The organism is Dechloromonas denitrificans (genome assembly GCF_020510685.1).
In the GTDB taxonomy this organism is placed as follows: Bacteria; Pseudomonadota; Gammaproteobacteria; order Burkholderiales; family Rhodocyclaceae; genus Azonexus; species Azonexus denitrificans_A.
Genome location: NZ_CP075185.1, coordinates 2,571,602 through 2,588,968, shown reverse-complemented (window position 1 = coordinate 2,588,968; position 17,367 = coordinate 2,571,602). Strand labels below are relative to the sequence as shown.

General features: G+C 65.0%; 16 protein-coding genes. 2 read left to right on the top strand and 14 right to left on the bottom strand.

Features of this window, described 5'->3' with window-relative positions:
- Positions 1 to 27 precede the first annotated feature (27 nt).
- From nadC to KI611_RS12310, 14 genes are all read right to left on the bottom strand, one after another.
- A complete protein-coding gene (nadC, locus tag KI611_RS12375; RefSeq protein WP_226415738.1) occupies positions 28 to 891 on the bottom strand; it encodes a carboxylating nicotinate-nucleotide diphosphorylase in 864 nt (287 codons plus the stop codon).
- A gap of 64 nt (positions 892 to 955) precedes the next feature.
- Complete coding sequence (locus KI611_RS12370; protein WP_226415736.1) at positions 956 to 2,443, bottom strand: NAD(P)H-hydrate dehydratase; 1,488 nt, start codon at positions 2,441 to 2,443, stop codon at positions 956 to 958.
- Positions 2,440 to 5,166, bottom strand: coding sequence for an ATP-binding protein (locus KI611_RS12365; RefSeq protein WP_226415733.1), 2,727 nt, complete (start codon positions 5,164 to 5,166; stop codon positions 2,440 to 2,442). Before KI611_RS12365 ends, KI611_RS12370 begins: the two co-directional genes overlap by 4 nt.
- A 100-nt stretch (positions 5,167 to 5,266) precedes the next feature.
- Positions 5,267 to 6,187: a histone deacetylase gene (locus KI611_RS12360; RefSeq protein WP_226415731.1), complete on the bottom strand. Its 921-nt coding sequence runs from the start codon at positions 6,185 to 6,187 to the stop codon at positions 5,267 to 5,269.
- A gap of 23 nt (positions 6,188 to 6,210) precedes the next feature.
- On the bottom strand, positions 6,211 to 7,068 hold the full coding sequence (locus tag KI611_RS12355; RefSeq protein ID WP_226415728.1) for a tetratricopeptide repeat protein: 858 nt from the start codon (positions 7,066 to 7,068) through the stop codon (positions 6,211 to 6,213).
- A gap of 17 nt (positions 7,069 to 7,085) precedes the next feature.
- A complete protein-coding gene (locus KI611_RS12350; RefSeq protein WP_226415726.1) occupies positions 7,086 to 7,760 on the bottom strand; it encodes a hypothetical protein in 675 nt (224 codons plus the stop codon).
- A complete protein-coding gene (locus KI611_RS12345; protein WP_226415724.1) occupies positions 7,757 to 8,839 on the bottom strand; it encodes a beta-ketoacyl synthase N-terminal-like domain-containing protein in 1,083 nt (360 codons plus the stop codon). The genes KI611_RS12350 and KI611_RS12345 overlap by 4 nt, the downstream gene beginning before the upstream one ends.
- Positions 8,836 to 9,105 (bottom strand): phosphopantetheine-binding protein, encoded by a 270-nt coding sequence (locus KI611_RS12340; RefSeq protein ID WP_226415721.1) that lies wholly within the window; start codon positions 9,103 to 9,105, stop codon positions 8,836 to 8,838. The genes KI611_RS12345 and KI611_RS12340 overlap by 4 nt, the downstream gene beginning before the upstream one ends.
- Positions 9,102 to 10,334, bottom strand: coding sequence for an ABC transporter permease (locus tag KI611_RS12335; RefSeq protein ID WP_226415718.1), 1,233 nt, complete (start codon positions 10,332 to 10,334; stop codon positions 9,102 to 9,104). The genes KI611_RS12340 and KI611_RS12335 overlap by 4 nt, the downstream gene beginning before the upstream one ends.
- A 3-nt stretch (positions 10,335 to 10,337) precedes the next feature.
- Positions 10,338 to 11,264, bottom strand: coding sequence for an ABC transporter ATP-binding protein (locus KI611_RS12330; protein ID WP_226415716.1), 927 nt, complete (start codon positions 11,262 to 11,264; stop codon positions 10,338 to 10,340).
- On the bottom strand, positions 11,264 to 12,259 hold the full coding sequence (locus KI611_RS12325; RefSeq protein WP_226415714.1) for a BtrH N-terminal domain-containing protein: 996 nt from the start codon (positions 12,257 to 12,259) through the stop codon (positions 11,264 to 11,266). The genes KI611_RS12330 and KI611_RS12325 overlap by 1 nt, the downstream gene beginning before the upstream one ends.
- Positions 12,256 to 12,651: a hypothetical protein gene (locus tag KI611_RS12320; protein WP_226415712.1), complete on the bottom strand. Its 396-nt coding sequence runs from the start codon at positions 12,649 to 12,651 to the stop codon at positions 12,256 to 12,258. Before KI611_RS12320 ends, KI611_RS12325 begins: the two co-directional genes overlap by 4 nt.
- Positions 12,644 to 13,795 carry a beta-ketoacyl-ACP synthase III gene (locus tag KI611_RS12315; RefSeq protein ID WP_226415710.1) on the bottom strand — a complete coding sequence of 384 codons (1,152 nt, stop codon included), beginning with the start codon at positions 13,793 to 13,795 and terminating at the stop codon, positions 12,644 to 12,646. The genes KI611_RS12320 and KI611_RS12315 overlap by 8 nt, the downstream gene beginning before the upstream one ends.
- On the bottom strand, positions 13,788 to 14,729 hold the full coding sequence (locus KI611_RS12310) for a dialkylrecorsinol condensing enzyme (protein WP_226415707.1): 942 nt from the start codon (positions 14,727 to 14,729) through the stop codon (positions 13,788 to 13,790). The genes KI611_RS12315 and KI611_RS12310 overlap by 8 nt, the downstream gene beginning before the upstream one ends.
- Before the next feature lie 157 nt (positions 14,730 to 14,886).
- Between KI611_RS12310 and KI611_RS12305 the strand changes: the two genes are divergently transcribed.
- Both KI611_RS12305 and kdsA read left to right on the top strand, forming a co-directional pair.
- On the top strand, positions 14,887 to 16,527 hold the full coding sequence (locus KI611_RS12305; protein WP_226415704.1) for a CTP synthase: 1,641 nt from the start codon (positions 14,887 to 14,889) through the stop codon (positions 16,525 to 16,527).
- Complete coding sequence (gene kdsA / locus KI611_RS12300; protein ID WP_226415702.1) at positions 16,524 to 17,360, top strand: 3-deoxy-8-phosphooctulonate synthase; 837 nt, start codon at positions 16,524 to 16,526, stop codon at positions 17,358 to 17,360. Before KI611_RS12305 ends, kdsA begins: the two co-directional genes overlap by 4 nt.
- The last annotated feature ends 7 nt before the right edge of the window (positions 17,361 to 17,367 follow it).

Genomic DNA, 17,367 nt, shown 5'->3' with positions numbered 1-17,367 from the left:
AATTATGACGACAAACAGCCATAAAGCCTAGCCGACGAAGCGCATTGACAGGTCGAGCGCCTTGACGTCCTTGGTCAGGGCGCCGACTGAAATACGGTCGACGCCGGTTTCGGCGATGGCCCGGATGGTTTCCAGGCTGACGTTGCCGGAAGCCTCGAGTATCGCGCGGCCGGCGTTGATGCTGGACGCCTGGCGCAGCATGTCGAGCGGGAAATTATCGAGCAGGATCATCGTCGCGCCGGCGGCGAGCGCCGTCTGTAGCTCTTCAATCGACTCGACTTCGATCTGGATGAATTTGCAGCGCTCGGCCGCCTGTTCGGCAACGCTCCGGGCGGCGGCCAGCGCCTCGGCGATACCGCCGGCGGCGTGAATATGATTTTCCTTGATCAGGATGGCGTCCCACAGGGCCAGACGATGGTTGCCGCCACCGCCGCAGCGGACCGCGAATTTCTGGGCAATCCGCAGGCCGGGCAGGGTTTTCCGGGTATCGACAACCTGCGCTTTGGTGCCGGCGATGGCATCGGCGTAAATGCGGGCCTTGCTGGCGACGGCGGAAAGCAGTTGCAGGAAATTCAGGGCGCTGCGTTCGGCTGAAAGCAGGGCGCGGCCATTGGCTTCGATGGTGCAGAGGATCTGATCCGGGGCAATGCGCTCGCCATCGCTGGCCTGCCATTGCACCTTGGCTTGCGGATCGAGCCGGCAAACGCAGGCGTCGAACCAGGCCGTCCCGCACAGCACGCCCGCCTCGCGCGAGATGACCGTGGCTTTGACCCGACGCTCGCCGGGTACCAGGCTGGCGGTCAGGTCGCCGCTGCCGATGTCCTCGGTCAGCGCAGCATCGACATTACGGGTGATTTCAGGAGCGAGCGGGGTATCGAATTCGATGGTCATGGGAGCAGGGATCGGCGGACGGGGAGGCGAATTGTAACGTTTGGGCCAGCGGGATGCATGGCGCTCAGCGCTCGGCTACCCATTGGTTGAGGAGCTTTCTGGCCGCGTCGACGGTCTCGTGGGCGGTCAGGCCGACCGGCCCGCTGCCGTCGGCGACCAGGCGGTCGGCGGCGGCGCCGTGCAGGTGCACCGCTGCGAGCAGCGCCGGCAGGCCCGGCCAGCCCTGGGCGAGCAGGGCGACGATGATGCCGCTCAGCACGTCGCCCATGCCGGCGGTCGCCATACCCGGGTTGCCGGTGGTGTTGATCCACCAGCGGCCGTCCGCTGCGGTTAGCACGGTGCCGCAGCCTTTCAGCGCGACATGGCAGCGATAACGTTCGGCGATCTGGCGGGCCGCCGTCAGGCGGTCGGCTTGCACCTCGGCCGTGCTGCATTCGAGCAGGCGGGCCGCTTCGGCTGGATGCGGGGTGAGGATGGCCGGACTGCTGCGGCTGGCCAGCGCCACTTGCAGGTTGCCTTCACTCGAGACCAGATTCAGCGCGTCGGCGTCGAGCACCAGCGGCAGATCCAGGCCGATCGCCGTTTCCAGCAGTTCGGAGGCTTCCAGCGAGACGCCCAGACCGGGGCCGCAGGCCAGTGCGGCGAGCGGGGTCTGGAGCAGGGCGGCGGGACGGCGCAGCATCAGTTCGGGTTGGATCGGGTCGACGCCGGGCGCCTGGTGATCGAGCAGGCCAGCATAGACGCGGCCGGCGCCGAGCTTGAGCGCGGCGCGCCCGGCGAGAAAGACGGCGCCGACCATGGACGGCGCGCCACCGAGAATGCCGGCGCTGCCGAAACTGCCTTTATGGCTGTTCTTCAGGCGGGGCTTCAGCTGCTCGGCAAAATCGCGGCGGCTGAGGCGCCGGCCGTCGGCCGACAATTCCGCTTCCGGCGCGAGATCGAGGGTGGCGACGCGAATCTCGCCGCAGTGATCCGGGCCTTCGGCGGTCAGCAGCCCCGGCTTGGCGGCAATGAAGGTCAGCGTGTGGCTGGCGCAGATCGGCGTACCGAGCGCTGCGCCGCTGTCGGCATTGAGACCGCTCGGACAATCGAGAGCGAGCAGCGGGCAGCGGTGGCGTTCGGCCAGTTGGTTGGCGGTCGCGATCCACTCGGCGTAACGGCCTTCCGGGGCGCGGCTCAGGCCGATGCCGAAGAGCCCGTCGACGATCAGCGCCCAGCCTGTTTCGTCCGGTATCTCTGGCGACGTGGTCGCGCCGACCTGGCGGAAGCGCTGGCAAGCAGCGGCGGCATCGGGCGGCAGCCGGGCGCTGTCGCCGGCGAAGACGACGCGGACATCGAAGAACCGCTGATGCAGCAAACGGGCCATTTCGAAGGCGTCGCCACCGTTGTTGCCGGGGCCGGCCAGGACCAGGATGGGCTGGTTGCAATCGCCGGCCAGCTGGGCGGCCCAGTCGGCGGCAGCAGCGCCGGCGCGCTGCATCAGCGGCTGCCCGGCATGGCGGGTTTCGAGCTGGCGCAGGGCAGGGCTGCAATAGAGGGCGGTCGAGGTCATGGCGAAACGCGCGCTGGTCGGGTGTGGGCGAGGATCATGGCGAATAACTGGTCAGGATCGATGGGTTTGGAAATATGGTCCACCATACCCGAACTCAGGCAGGCCGCTTTTTCTTCCGCCAGGGCGTGGGCGGTTTGGCCAATGATCGGCAGGTTGGGCGCCAGCCGACCGATTTCACGCGCCGCGTCGTGGCCGTTCATCACCGGCATCTGGATATCCATCAGCACGACGTCGAAGGCATGCGGAGCGCTCTGGCGAATCTGGTCTACCGCCTGTTGGCCGTTGTCGGCCATGGTCACGGTGGCGCCGACTTCTTCGAGAATCTCCCGCATCACTTCCTGATTGATATCGACGTCTTCAGCCACCAGGATATTCAGGCCGGCCAGCAACTTTGACTGATCGTCGGCATTGTTACCGAGCACTTGTTGGGTGACCGGCTGGGCCGCTGGAAGTGGTCGGTAGGGCAGACGGACCTCGAAGCAGCTGCCGTCGCCCGGGGTGCTTTCCATGCGGATGGTGCCGCCCATCAGCCGAACGATGCGGTTGGTGATGGCGAGACCCAGACCGGTGCCGCCAAAGCGGCGGGTGGTCGAATTGTCGCCCTGTTCGAAGGGATTGAAAATCTTGGCGTTTTGTTCCGGCGTGATACCGATGCCGGTATCGGTCACCCGGAACAGCAACTGGTCGTTGTCCAGCCCGGCCTCCAGCGTGACGCTGCCGGCTGCGGTGAATTTGACGGCGTTGGACAGCAGGTTGAGCAAAATCTGGCGCAGCCGCAAGGGATCGCCGCGACAGCTGGCCGGCAGCTCGGCGGCCGGGCGCAGCGCCAGCATCAAGCCTTTTGCCGTGGCGCGTGGCTGCATCAGTTCGATGCTTTCGTTCAAGGTGCTCCGCAGGTCGACCGCGGTATCCTCGATTTTCAACATGCCGGCGTCCATTTTCGAGAAGTCGAGAATGTCGTTGATGATCCCGAGCAGCAATTTGCCGGAATGGGTGATCTTGCTGAAAGCGTCGTGCGCCTTGCTACCCTCGGCCGACCAGTGCAAGCCGAGGTGGGCCATGCCGATGACGCCGTTGAGCGGGGTGCGGATTTCATGGCTCATGTTGGCCAGGAACTCGCTCTTTGTCTTGGCCAGTCGCTCGGCTTCGGCCCGGGCCAGTTCGAGATCGGCCGTCCGTTCGCTGACCAGTTGTTCCAGATGGTCGCGGTAGCGGATGATTTCGGCCTCCATGGCCTTGGTTTCGCTGATGTCGGCAATGAAACCGTACCAGGTGATGCTGTGATCGCTACCGGCTTCCGGCAGGGCGCTGGTCAGCAGCCATTTGATCCGCCCGTCGGGATGCTTGATCCGATACTCGATGCGCCACGGGGTCAGCGTCCTGGCCGATTCGTTCAGCGACTCGAAAAAACGTGCCGCGTCGTCGGGGTAGAGCATCTGGCGGATCGGTTCGCTACTCTGCGTCAGCGCTTCCGGCGGCACGCCATAGATTTCGTTGATGCCGTCGCTGGCAAACGGAAAGCTGGCCTTCCCCTCGGCGTCGCAGCGGTACTGGAAAACGACGCCGGGAATGTAGGAGACGATCCGGCGCAAGCGCTGGTTGGCGGAATATTCGGCGGCCCGCGCTTCTTCGGCGACGATGACTTCCTGCAGACCGTTGAAGGCGGCGGCCAACTGGCCGATTTCGTCCATTTGGCGAATCGGCAGCGGCTGGCGGGGAATCTTGCCTTCGCGCATCGCCGCCAGCAGTTCGGATGCTTCGCTTAACGGCTGCAATTGCCGGCGCAGCCACCACCAGCTGATCAGGATAGCCAGCCCGGTCAGCCCCAGCGAAATGATCAGCAGATGGCGTTGCATGGCGCGGATCGAGGCGAAAGCCTCATCGGCCGGCAGGACCGACTGCATCAGCCAGCCGGTTGAGGCGATCCGCTTGCTCGACGACAGTTCGACCACACCGCGCGAACTGCGGGCCGTGCCCGAGCCTTCCCTTCCGTTGATGTAACTGTCATAGACCGGGTTGACGCCGGGCGGCGGTCCGGCTTTCATGACCCGCTGCTTGTCGGAGGATGCGACATAGGTACGGGTGCGCGGTGCGGTAACGACAAAGTTGCCGGTCAAACCGTATTTGGCGGCACTGACCTCATCGAAGAAATTGGGTCTGGCCAGGTTGGTGATGCCGATCACGGCGCCGACGGTTTTTCCGGTCGGGTCGGTGATCGCCGTCAGCATGGCGACCAGCGGCTGTTGGCTGTACTGGCTGAACAGCGGATCGGTGACGAACGACCGCTGGCCGGCGAGCGCTTCCGCGACGCCCGGGTAATGGCTGAAATCGACGCCGCGTCGCTTGTGTTCGGCCGGCGTGCTGGCGATCGTGATGCCGTGAGCGTCGACGACGATGATGCCCCAGTTGAAGACGCTTTCGGGAACGTCGCGCTGATCGAGGTAGGTCTGCACCTGGTCGCCGTCGAGCGCAGTGCCGGATAGTTTGTCGGCGATCGAGCCGACCATGCTCAAGCGTTCGCGGATCGAGCGGTCGATTTCGCTGGCGATCAGCGAAATGGTCGAAAACTGCTGGGCCGAAATCGTTGCCTCCATGTCCCGGCGCAGCGTGTGGCTCAGCGACAAGACGCTGAGCCAAAGCACCGTCAGGAAGGCGATCAGCATGCCGACCGCGATCCGCGTGCGCAGTGAACGCCAATTCAGGATCTGACGCAGTGCTTTCATTGTTCCCCCGTGGCAAGCTCCGGCTTCCGGCCGATCGATGGCACTGGCGAGAGACCGCGCATTGTGGCCTGCGCGGCGGTTTGCGGCAACTGGCGCGAACTCAGTCGGGGCATGGCGTTTGCCGATTCGAGAAGGTTTTGGCCAGGCGGATGGTTGTCGTGTGGATGGCCACCGTATCGTCGATCTGACGGGCGTAGCCGCCCGCCATGGCAATCGCCACCGGGATGCCGAGGGTCTGGCAGCGCGCCAAAACGCGCCGGTCACGTTCGGCCAGCCCGGCAAAACTCAGGGCCAGGCGGCCCAGGCGGTCGTCGTGGTAGGGGTCGGCGCCGGCCAGGTAGATGACCAGATCGGGGCGGGCGAGGGCGAAGGCGGTATCCAGGCCGGCCTCGAGGCGAAGGAGATAGGCCTCGTCCGGGCAGTTGTCCGGCAGTTCGATATCGAGATCACTGGTCTCCTTTTCGAACGGGAAATTGCGCGCGCCGTGGATGGAGAAAGTGAAGATGCTGTCGTCGCCGGCCAGGATGCTCGCCGTGCCGTTGCCTTGATGGACGTCGCAATCGACGATCAGGACGCGGCCGGCGCGACCTTCGGCCTGCATGGCGCGGGCGGCGACCGCGGCATCGTTGAAGACGCAGAAGCCTTCGCCATGCCCGCCGAAGGCGTGGTGGGTGCCGCCGGCCAGGTTGGCCGAAATGCCGTGACTGAAGGCCGAGCGGCAGGCGCAGATGGTGGCGCCGGCCGAGCGCCGGGAGCGTTCGACCATGCCGGCGCTCCACGGGAAGCCGATGGCCTTTTGCGCCTTTTCCGGCAGAGTGCCGCTGCAGACCTGGTGGATATAGGCCGGGTCGTGGGCCCGCGCCAGTTCTGCGTCGCTTGCGGCGGGCGGCAGATGAAAATCGGTTTCGGCAAAATCGCCGCTGGCCAGCAGGCTGGCCCGCAGCCGGGAATATTTCTCCATCGGAAAGCGATGGCCGGCGGGCAGCGGCAGCACGAAGACATCGGTGTAAAAGAGCTGCACTGCCGAAGCCTTCGCGCGATGGCTCAGTTCAGCGCAGCCGACATCTTGCGGCGGAATTCGCGGATCAAATCGTCGTATTGCTCGCTGCCGCCGAGCGCTTCGAACAATTGCAGGATCGCCTTGCGGCCGGCGCCTTCGCCAAAAGCCCGGTCGCGGATGACGACTTCCAGCGCCGCTTCAAAGGCCTCACGGAAACGGCTTTGCGCCGCATAGGCGCGGGAAAGGTCGAGGCGGGTGGCGTGATCGGCCGGGTTGGCGGCCAGTTTGGCTTCGAGTTCGGCGGTATCGGCGGCCCCGGCCGCCAGCGCCAGGCGGGCGCGCAGTGCGTTGGCGCGCTCGGCTTCCTGGGCGAATTCGCCGGCCAGCAGTTGCTGTGCTTCGTCGTTGCGGCCGAGTTGCATCAGCACGTCGATGGCGTCGAGCTGGACGGCTTGGTCGTCAGGCTTGGCCTTACTGGCTTCGACCAGCTTGGCCAGGGCTTCTTCGAGCTTGCCTTCAGTGACCAGCGCGGCGGCTTCTTCGCGCAGGTTGCCGCCGGGGCCGGCCGGCAGCGCGATACGATCAAGGAATTCGCGGAGCTGGCCTTCCGGCAGGGCACCATTGAACTCATCAACCAGCTGCCCCTGGAACAGCACCTTGACCGACGGAATGCTGCGCACGCCGAAGTGCTGGGCGAGTTCCGGGTTGGCATCGGAGTCGACCATGGCGAGCAGGAAACGGCCGGCGTATTCCTCGGCCAGCTTTTCGAGCATCGGCTTGAGGACCTTGCACGGCTCGCACCACGGGGCCCAGAAATCGATCACCACCGGCACGTCCTGGGCGGGGGCGAGAACCTTGGTTTCGAAGTCTTCAATGGAAACGTCAAAGGAGAATTGGGACATGGCGTGGCCTGTAAGAATTAGAGTCGGGTGAATTCTACTGCGAGCCGGGGGTTGGCTGGCGACAGCAGATGTTGCGTCGGGCTGGCGGGCTGTTCGAGCCACGCGGCGAGACGGGCGGGAAAGTCCGGCGTGTCGGGCAGGCCGGCGGCTGCATCAGGCTGGCTGAAGTGCAGGCTGGCCGGCGAGTTTTCAAGCGCTTCGTTGCCGACCACCAGCCAGTGGCCGTCGGCCGCTGCCGGGCCGTGGTCGAGGTGGGCGCACAACACCTGGGCGTAGCGCCCTTCGGCCAGCCAGTTGCCGGCCAGCGCCAGCAGCAGCGACCAGTTGGCCAACCCGGCGGTATCGAGCGGGATGTGCATGGCCGAGCGCAGGCCGGGCAGAAAGGGCTGGATCTGGGCGGCGGCAATCGCCGGCTGGGTGGCGAGAAAATCGTAGGGCATCGGCTCGCCACCCCCGGTGCAGGTTTCGTCGAGCAGGGTCAGCGTTTCCTGGCGCGGGCCGCTGGTCGATTGCCAGAGCAGGGCGGTCGGCAAGGCGCGGCGCCCGGCGGGAAGGCAGGCCAGCGCGCCGAGCAGGGCAAGCTGGGTCAGGCCGGCGGCGCGGCGCAGCGGTTTGCCGAGGGCGGCCCGGACGGCAGCCGGCAGCGTATCCGGGGTGTTGTGCTGATTGACGATGGCGTGGAGATGGATCATCGCTGGCGCTCGATGATCATCGTCGCCAGACCGCCGCCGAAGCCGACTAGATTGAGCAGCGCCCGCTCGATGTGGGCGCTGCTGCGGTCAACCAGCGGAAACAGCGCGATTTCCGGATCGACCTTGGTGAACCCGGCGGTCGCCGGGATCTTGTCGGCATCGAGGCAGCCGAGCAGGGCGGCCAGTTCGACGATGCCGCTGGCGCCCAGCGTATGGCCGAGCATCGGTTTCAGCGACAGCAGGGGCGGCACCCGGTTGCCGAAAACCTGGCGTAGCGCATTGGCTTCGGCGAGGTCGCTGCCCGGCGAGCCGGCGGCCTGCAGCTTGATCAGCTCGATGTCGGCTGGCTGGAGATCGGCCTCGTTCAGGCAATCGCGCATGACTGCGGCGATCGGTCCGCCCGCTGGGTCGGGGCCGGTTGTCGACCAGGCGTCGATGCCAGTGCGCAGGCCGCTGATCCGCCAGCGCTGGGGCGTTGCGGAAAGGCGGACGGCGGCCACCGCTTCACCCAGCACCAGGCCGTCACGGCGGACGTCGAAGGGCCGGCAAGCGGCGGGCGACAGCAGTTCCATTGCGGCAAAGCCGGCCAGCGTGCTGCGGTTGGCGAATTCAATGCCGACGACGATGGCTTCGTCGATCTGGCCGCCGGCAATCAGGCTGCGCGCCGCATCGAGGGCGGAGAAGCCGGAGATGCAGGCGTTCGAGAAACTGTAGCGCGGGCCGTCGAGCTGCAGCCACCCAGCCAGCGTGGTGCTGAACGAGGCGGCGGCCAGCGGTATGGCGAACGGCGCGCCGAGTTGCTCGAAGTGGCCGATCTGGAACGACGAAGAGGCGATGAACAGCGGCGTGTCCGGTGCGGTCGGAGCCAGCTGGGCGGCGACCTTGCCAACCGCCGTTGCGGCGCGGCTCAGCCAGTCGGTGGCGGCGAGCGGCAGGCTGAAGTAGGGGAATTGGCGTTCGCCCAGGCGGGCCGTGCCGTTGCTGCATTCGCCGTCCCACAGCGCTGCCGCCACGCGGCCGGGCGAGTCACCGCGGGCGCAGAGCAGGCCGCTGCCGGCGAGGTAAACCGCTCGCTTCATGGCTGGCTGGCGCGCCAGGCGGCGAGATGCTCGGCCAGGTTGCCGACGCTCGACAGGATGCGGCGGGTTTCCTTGCTGTCCGGCAGGCGCAGTCCGTACTTTTTCTTGATCGCCATCGAAACCTGGAGGGCGTCGAGCGAGTCGAGCTGCAGCGGCGCTTCCGGGCCGAACAGCAGTTCGTCGTCGGTGATGCTGGCCGGGTCGCAATCCTTGTCGCAGGCTTCGATGATCAGGGTTTTCAGTTCGAGGATCAGGGCGGTATTCATGAGCGGGCAGCGAGGGCGCGGTGATTGAGCCAGACGGCAAGGGTGAGCGAGAGGCCGGCAAAGAGCAGCAGTTGGGCCAGGCTGGGCAGCAGGTCGGCAAAGCTGCCGTGGCGCAGCATCACGACATGGAAGCCTTCCAGCCCCCAGGCCATCGGCGACAGGGCCGCCAGTTTCTGCATGGTGGCCGGCATGATGAATTTCGGGACCATGATGCCGCCAATGGCGCCCATCAGGATGTTGCCGACGCCGCCGACGATGGTCGCCTGTTCGGCTGTCCTGGCAAGGCTGGCGATGAGCAGCGCCCAGGCCACCGCGGCGAGGCTGACGGCGGCCGAAACGATCCACCAGTTGAGGAGCTGCGGCAGGCTGCCCGGTAGTTCGAGCGCCTCGCTGCCGAACAGCGGCACGACGAACATGCCGACCAGCACCATCATCACCGCCTGGAGCTGATTGACCACGAAGAAGGGCAGCAGCTTGCCGCTGAGGATCAGGTGAAAAGGCAGGCCGATGGCGCGCAGGCGTTGCAGCGTGCCCTGCTGGCGTTCGATGATGAAGATCGAGGAGACCGGAATGACCACGAAGAACATCGCGAAGATCAGCCAGGCGGGCACGTTTTGCTGCACCGACGAGGGCAGTCCGGCGCTTTGATCACTGCGCACGGCGATGCTGCGGATTTCGTCGGGCCAGTCTTTTTCGACCGAGCCGCCGGGGGCGACGGGCAGCCCGAACAGCTTGCCGGCGCGTTGCGTCAGTTCGTCGGCCCGCACCGCGCCGAGGGCGGCCATCACCTGGTTGCGGAAGGCGAGTTGCAGGGCCGGGCTGAGGGCGGGGTCGATCAACAGTTGCAGGGCTGCGCTCGGCTGGCCGTCGGCGCCGGCCGGGATCAGCAGGCGTTGGCCGAAGCCTTTCGGCAGGACCAGCGCCAGCGCCTGGCGCCTGGCCAGTATTCCCTGGCGCGCCGCATCGGCATCGCCGCCATTGTCCAGCCGGCGGAAGGCGGCGCCTTTGTCGAGACGTTTGACCAGCGCCTGCGAATGGGGGCTTTGATCGAGATCGACCACGACGTAGGCGGCATCGATCGTGGCGCCCGGCGTAAAGGTGTCGCGCAGCGCCATGGTCATCACCAGGATGAAAATGGTCGGCATGATGAACAGCGCCAGCAGGCCGTGCCGGTCGCGGATCAGTGCGATGGTTTCCTTGAGCCAGAGGGCGAGCAGGCGCGGCGACATGGTTCAGTCCCGCAGCGAGCGCTTGGTCAGGCGCATGAAAACCTGTTCCAGATCGTGCTGGCCGAGGTTGAGATCGAGCACTTCGCAGCCGGCCGCGGCCAGTTCGTCGAGCAGGCGGGGCAGTGCAGCAGCCCAGGAGGCATTGCCGTGCGGCGGTTTCAGCAGATAGTGCAGCGGTGCCGTGGCGACCGCCTGATGGCGGCTGGCCAGGGCGTCCGGCAGTGGCTGGGCGAGATGCAGTTCAAGCAACGGCTCGGCGCTGTGCAGGATGTCGGCCAGCGAGCCCGCGGCCAGCACGGAGCCTTGGTCGATGATGGCGATCTGCTGGCAGATCGCCTCGACCTCTTCCATGTAATGGCTGGTGTAAATCACCGTCGTGCCGGCGGCAGGCAGGGCGGCAATCGAATCGAGCAGGAAATGCCGCGATTGCGGATCGACGCCGACCGTCGGCTCGTCGAGCAGCAGCAGTTGCGGCCGGCCAAGCAGGCCGATGGCCAGATTCAGCCGGCGGCGCAGGCCGCCGGAAAGTTGTTCGGCCCGCTTGTCGGTGACCTGTTCCAGGCGGGCGAAGGCGATGGCGGCGGCACACTGGCTGAGCAGTTCCTTGTCCTTCAGGCCAAGCGCGCCAGCAAAGAAACGCAGGTTCTCGCCGACGCTGAGCATCGGGTAGAAGGCGTAATCCTGGGGTACCAGCGCTATGGCCCGCGGGTTGGCGGCGCGGACGGCGGCCAGCGGCTGGCCGCGCACCGCAATCCGGCCGTCGGTGGCGCTCAGCAGGCCGGCGAGCAGCGAAATCAACGTCGTCTTGCCGGCCCCGTTCGGGCCCAGCAGGCCATACACGCCACCGGCCGGAATGTTCAGCGAAACGCCCTGGAGGGCCGGTGTGGCGGCTGAACGATAACAGTAGGAGACGCTGTCGATGGACAGCATCAGGCGGCGCGGCGCAGGTCGCGGAAAAAAGTCTGTTCGTGGTCGGCGATCCGGCGCAACTGGTCGGCCAGTTTGGCCGGCACCAGGGGTTCGCGGTCGCGGATCATGCGGGCGGCCGACAGCGCGAATTCTCGCCACTCGTCACCGACCTCGACCAGGGCGTCGGCGAGTTCGTTGAGGCGCGGCCGGCCGAGCAGGTCGGCCGCTTCCTGCAGGAAAGAGGCATAGATAAAGCGGAAACCGCCGCCGCCGGTGCCGATTTCTTCCTGCATGCGCACCACCTGGCCGATGAACATCTTGGCCCGGGCCGGATCGTTCTGCCCGGCCAGCCGTTCGACGGCATTGGCCAGCCGGCGGATGCCGCGCACGCCGATGATCGGCAGCGGCGCGTCGAGCATGATGCGCGTCGTTTTCTTGATGGCCTGCGGAATCACTATCGCCCAATCGGGCTGCGAGGGCTTGCCGGTGGCGTAATAGAGCAGACCTTTCGGGGCAAGCACGCCTTTGGCGAAGCGCGCTTTTTGCAGCGCCTCGCCCGGGCAACTGACCGGCGCTTCAAAGACCGGGTCGGACAGCTGGTAGTCGCCGCTCGCTGTGTCGCGGCCAAAGGCCAGCACGTTGTGGGCATTGAAATGAAAGCGCAGGTCTTCCGGCATGTAGGGTAGCCAGAATACCGAGGTCTGCATGCCGACCACTTCGCCGGCTGCCAACAGTTCGTCGAGGCGGCGGGTGCCGGCGGCCGGGTTGCGGAAGGTCTCGAAGCGCATCTTCAGGCCGAGCGGTTTCTGCAGGCCCTTGATGATGAATTTCGGCGGCATCCGGTAGGAAACCAGCGGCAGGCCGTTGATTTTGACGATCGGCAGGTAGGCGAAGGACATCGCCGACGACAGGCCGAAGGCCATCGGCTCGGAAATCGGCAGGCCCTGATGACGCAACATCGTCGACATGACGCCGCTCTCGCAATGGGAGGCCTGGCTATGCTGGAATTCCATCATTCGACCTTGGTCAACTGGGCGACGGTGAGGCCCATCGCGTCGGCGTAGCGCGCCAGCAGCGAAGGCGAAAGGTGAGCAAACAAATCGGGGCGGAAATGGCGGCGGATGCGCCATTGCCAGAGGCCGGTAACCTGCGCCAGCAGCGGCACATCCATCCGCGCCTTGTGCATGTGGTATTCGAGGGCCGAGGTCTGCCCGGCGGCGACCCGTTGGCGGGCTTCGTCGGCCAGCCGGTTCAGGTCATCGACGGCCTGGCGGGTAACGATTTCCTCGACTTCCCAACCGGTCGACTGGACGATATGCATCTTTCCGTCGGCGCCACGGGCGTAGAGCGCCTTGCGATGGCCGCCGAGGGTGACGTTGCCTTCCTGCGGCACTTCGCTGTCAAGCATGCTCGACCGCCGTCAGGTACATCAGCGAGCCGGTGAACCGGCCGCTTTCCGGGATGAAGCAGAGCAGCCGGTCGCCGGCCTTGAGCCGACCGCTTTTCAGCAGCTCGTCGACCATGATGTAGATTGAGGCCGAGCCGGTGTTGCCCTTGGTATGCAGGTTGGTGAACCACTTTTCCTGCGGCACGGCGAAACCGACGGCCGCCATGCAGTCGGCCATCGGCTGGCGGAAATACTCAGAAGACATGTGGGGCAGGTACCAGTCGACGTCGCTCGCCTTGAGGCCGCGCGTCGCCATGACTTTTTCCAGCGGTTTGCCGGCCGTCAGGTAAACGACGTTCTCGTTGAGCAGACGAACGTCCTGCTTGACGGAAAAGACCGAGCGGCTGGCCCATTGGCTGGGCGGAAAGGCGCTCCAGCTTTTCAGCGAGCCATCGGCCTGCTTTTCGCCGCCGGAGTACATGCAGACGTCGGCGCTGTGGGCCTGCGAGAGGATTTCCATCCATTCGATGCGCAGCGACAGGCCATCGCGGCGCGGGGTGTCCTGCAGCAGAAAGGCGCCGGCACCATCGGAGAGCATCCAGCGCAGGAAATCCTTTTCAAAAGCGATTTCCGGGTTGGCTTCCAGTTCGGCAACGCGATGTTCGGATTCCGCTTCAAAATTGCGCGCATGCAGCACCGCCGAGGCCAGTTCGGAACCGGTCGCCACGGCGTTTCTGGCCTGCCCGCAGAGGACGCTCATATAGGCATATTTGAGCGCCGTGATGCCGGAAACGCAGATGCCGGCGGTCGATACCACTTCACAGGCCGGAATGCCCAGTTCGCCATGCACCATCACGCCGTGGTTGGGCATCAGCTGGTCGGGCATCGAGGTGCCGGTGGCCAGGCAGTCGATGCCCTCGATGGGGCCGAGGCCACGCACCGCTTCGGCGGTCAGCTGGGCGTTGCTATGGGTAGTCCGGCCGGTCGCCGGGTCAATCGCATAGTGGCGTTGGCGGATGCCGTTGTTGCGCAGCACGACGCGGCGGGCGCGCGAAGGCTTGCTGCCGATCATGCCGAGGACGTTTTCGATCCCGTCGTTGTCGACCGGGGCATTGGGCAGGAACGCCGAAGTGCCGGTGATGTAAACCTTGCCGCTACTATTCATATTCTTTCAGATTGAAATCCTGCGAGCCGGAAGGCAGTTCAAGTTCGGCGCGCAGTCGGTCAAGGCGCGGTTTGAGCAGGGGGGAAAGTAGCCATTGTAACAATAGGCTCAATGGAACGACGGTTAACACCATGGCGATCAGATACAAGGCGAAAACGAGCAGCATCGGTCGCCGCCGCCATTGGCCGCGGCGACCGCAGGCGCGGATCAGTCTGGACCAGACCTTGAAGGCCCGGCGTCCGGCCCGTTCGCTCAGCGCCAGCCGGGGATTGACGGTGCAGGCGCGGAGGCCGGTCAGCATCGGCGCTCCGGTTGTTTCGGCGTCGTGGTCGAGTGCATCGGCCAGCGCCCGGCCAAACCGGCCGGCCTTATGGATTTCCTCCGGTGCCACGCCGGCCGGCGGCAGGCCGAGCCAGCGGTCGCGCCGGCCGGTCAGAACCCAGCGCGGCGTCGTCAGGAAGGTGGCCAGCGCCGGCCCCTGATCGGTAAATGCCAGGTGGTCGCGCAACTCGCCGCCGGCCTCGGCGATCAGACGCCGCATCGTTTCCTGGGCCGACAGCCACATGTTGCGGCAGGCGACCAGCGTGATCACCGGCTTGCCGGCGATCAGCCGGCGGCCTGCCGGGCTTTGCAGGAAGGCGGTCATCGGCAGGGCGGGGGACAGGTACCACACCTGATAGCTGAGAATGACCAGATCGAAGTCGCGATCCGCCGGAATGCTCAATGGTTCCAGCGGCGGCGCATCGAGTTGCACGCATTCGGGAAAGGCATCGACAAAATCGACGATCGGCCACGGCCACGGGAAGGCGGTGACCGGAACCAGGGTTTCAACATGCACTAGATGTCCCGCCGCCCGCAACGGGGCGACCACCTGGGCTGTGATCTCGGCCAGTTGCCCGGTTTGCGAATAATTGATGACGAGAACGGTTTTCACGCTGTTTTCTGCTGGCTGGGTAACCCTCGATTCTAACAAATCGCGTGGTAATTACGGTGTACCGGGCGACGGCGCGAGATTCGCAGGATTGCTCGGAGGGCTTGGGATTTTTCCACCTTTTCGGCTATCATTCGCATTTCCCGCAGCCTGTCTTTCCATGACCAAATACGTTTTCGTTACAGGCGGTGTCGTGTCCTCATTGGGCAAGGGCATCTCCGCCGCATCGCTCGGGGCCATTCTGGAATCCCGCGGCATCAAAGTTACCCACCTCAAGCTTGACCCCTACATCAACGTCGACCCCGGCACGATGAGTCCTTTCCAGCATGGAGAGGTTTTCGTCACCGAGGATGGCGCCGAGACCGATCTCGATCTCGGACACTACGAGCGCTTCACCAGCGCCAAGATGGGCAAGCGCAACAACTTCACGACCGGCCAGATCTACGACACCGTGCTCAAAAAAGAGCGCCGTGGTGAATATCTCGGCAAGACGGTACAGGTCATCCCGCACATCACCGACGAGATCAAGTTCAAGATCAAGGCCGGCGCCGAAGGCGCCGATGTGGCCATCGTCGAGGTCGGCGGCACGGTCGGCGACATCGAATCGCTGCCGTTCCTCGAAGCGATCCGCCAAATGGGCATCGAGGAAGGTCGCAACAACGTCTGCTACATGCACCTGACGCTGCTGCCCTATATCCCGACGGCCGGCGAACTGAAGACCAAGCCGACCCAGCATTCGGTCAAGGAGCTGCGTCAGATCGGTATCCAGCCGGATATCCTGTTGTGCCGTGCCGACCGTTCCGTTCCGGTCGAGGAACGGCGCAAGATCGCGCTGTTCTGTAACGTCATGCCGGAAGCCGTGATCGAGTGTCTCGACGCCGATTCGATCTACAAGATCCCCGGCATGCTGCATGAACAGATGCTCGATGAGATCGTCTGCCACAAGCTTGGCATTCTCGCCAAGGCCGCCGATCTGTCGGTCTGGATCAAGCTGGTCGACGCGATGGATCACCCGCAGCATGAGTTGAGGATCGCCTTCGTCGGCAAGTACGTCGATCTGACCGAGTCCTACAAGTCCCTGATCGAAGCGATCAAGCATGCCGGCATTCATACCCGCAGCAAGGTCAATATCGAATACATCGATTCCGAGAATATCGAGAAGGACGGTTGCGGCGTGCTCAAGGGCGTCGATGCCATCCTGGTGCCCGGCGGCTTTGGTCGGCGCGGTACCGAAGGCAAGATCGCCGCGATCCGCTATGCCCGCGAAAACAAGGTGCCTTACCTTGGCATCTGCCTCGGCATGCAACTGGCCGTCGTCGAGTTCGCCCGCGATGTGGCCGGTATGGCCGGTGCACATTCCACCGAATTCGTGCAGGACACGCCGTATCCGGTCATCGGCCTGATTACCGAATGGCTGGATGCCTCCGGTAAGCTCGAGAAGCGTGACGAGGACTCCGACCTTGGCGGCAGCATGCGCCTCGGCGCCCAGGTCTGCAAATTGGGCGAAGGCTCGCTGGCCCGTGACATCTACGGCGCTGCCGAGATCACCGAGCGCCATCGCCATCGTTACGAAGTCAACAACACCTTGCTCGCCCAGCTTGAAGAAAAGGGCTTGAAGGTTTCCGGTCGCGCGCCGGGCACCGATCTCTGCGAAATGATCGAATTGCCGGCCGACGTGCATCCGTGGTTTGTCGGCTGCCAGTTCCATCCGGAGTTTACGTCCAACCCGCGTCAGGGCCATCCGCTCTTCACCTCGTTCGTGAAGGCGGCACTGGGCAGGCAAAAGGTCAAAGGCAAATGAAGCTCTGCGGCTTCGAGGCTGGTCTCGATCAGCCTTTATTCCTGATCGCCGGCCCCTGCACGGCGGAGTCGGAGCAGCTTTGCCTCGATGTCGCCGGCCATATGAAGGAAGTCTGCGCCCGTCTCGGCATCAACTACATTTTCAAGGCGTCCTACGACAAGGCCAATCGCAGTTCCGGCAAATCGGTGCGCGGCCTCGGTCTTGACGAAGGTCTGCGGATCTTCGCCGAAGTTCAGCGGCAGATCGGCGTGCCGGTGCTGACCGACGTCCATGGCATCGACCAGATCGCCGCGGTCGCCAGCGTTGTCGACGTGCTGCAGACGCCGGCCTTTCTCTGTCGCCAGACCGATTTCATCCACGCTGTCGCATCCTGCGGCAAGCCGGTGAATATCAAGAAGGGCCAGTTCCTGGCGCCGGGTGACATGAAGAACGTCGTCGACAAGGCGCGCGAAGTGAATGATGGCGCCGACAACATCATGGTCTGCGAACGCGGCGCTTCCTTCGGCTACAACAACCTGGTGTCCGACATGCGCAGCCTGGCGATCATGCGCGAAACCGGTTGCCCGGTCGTCTTCGATGCGACGCACAGCGTGCAGTTGCCGGGCGGCCAGGGTACGACGTCGGGTGGCCAGCGCGAGTTCGTCCCGGTGTTGGCACGGGCGGCGGTCGCCGTCGGCATTTCCGGGCTGTTCATGGAAACCCATCCGTGCCCGGAAAAAGCATGGTCGGATGGGCCGAACAGCTGGCCGCTGGCGCGCATGGAATCGCTGTTGACGACGCTGCTGGCACTCGACAAAGCCGTCAAGACGGCCGGTTTCGAAGAACTGAAATAAGGCGGCC

Coding starts and splice junctions, on each gene's coding strand:
- KI611_RS12305 (WP_226415704.1), top strand. CDS start 14,887: ATGACCAAATACGTTTTCGTTACAGGCGGTGTCGTGTCCTCATTGGGC.
- nadC (WP_226415738.1), bottom strand. CDS start 891: ATGACCATCGAATTCGATACCCCGCTCGCTCCTGAAATCACCCGTAAT.
- KI611_RS12320 (WP_226415712.1), bottom strand. CDS start 12,651: ATGCTTGACAGCGAAGTGCCGCAGGAAGGCAACGTCACCCTCGGCGGC.
- KI611_RS12340 (WP_226415721.1), bottom strand. CDS start 9,105: ATGAATACCGCCCTGATCCTCGAACTGAAAACCCTGATCATCGAAGCC.
- KI611_RS12350 (WP_226415726.1), bottom strand. CDS start 7,760: ATGATCCATCTCCACGCCATCGTCAATCAGCACAACACCCCGGATACG.
- KI611_RS12335 (WP_226415718.1), bottom strand. CDS start 10,334: ATGTCGCCGCGCCTGCTCGCCCTCTGGCTCAAGGAAACCATCGCACTG.
- KI611_RS12325 (WP_226415714.1), bottom strand. CDS start 12,259: ATGATGGAATTCCAGCATAGCCAGGCCTCCCATTGCGAGAGCGGCGTC.
- KI611_RS12355 (WP_226415728.1), bottom strand. CDS start 7,068: ATGTCCCAATTCTCCTTTGACGTTTCCATTGAAGACTTCGAAACCAAG.
- KI611_RS12315 (WP_226415710.1), bottom strand. CDS start 13,795: ATGAATAGTAGCGGCAAGGTTTACATCACCGGCACTTCGGCGTTCCTG.
- kdsA (WP_226415702.1), top strand. CDS start 16,524: ATGAAGCTCTGCGGCTTCGAGGCTGGTCTCGATCAGCCTTTATTCCTG.
- KI611_RS12345 (WP_226415724.1), bottom strand. CDS start 8,839: ATGAAGCGAGCGGTTTACCTCGCCGGCAGCGGCCTGCTCTGCGCCCGC.
- KI611_RS12330 (WP_226415716.1), bottom strand. CDS start 11,264: ATGCTGTCCATCGACAGCGTCTCCTACTGTTATCGTTCAGCCGCCACA.
- KI611_RS12370 (WP_226415736.1), bottom strand. CDS start 2,443: ATGACCTCGACCGCCCTCTATTGCAGCCCTGCCCTGCGCCAGCTCGAA.
- KI611_RS12365 (WP_226415733.1), bottom strand. CDS start 5,166: ATGAAAGCACTGCGTCAGATCCTGAATTGGCGTTCACTGCGCACGCGG.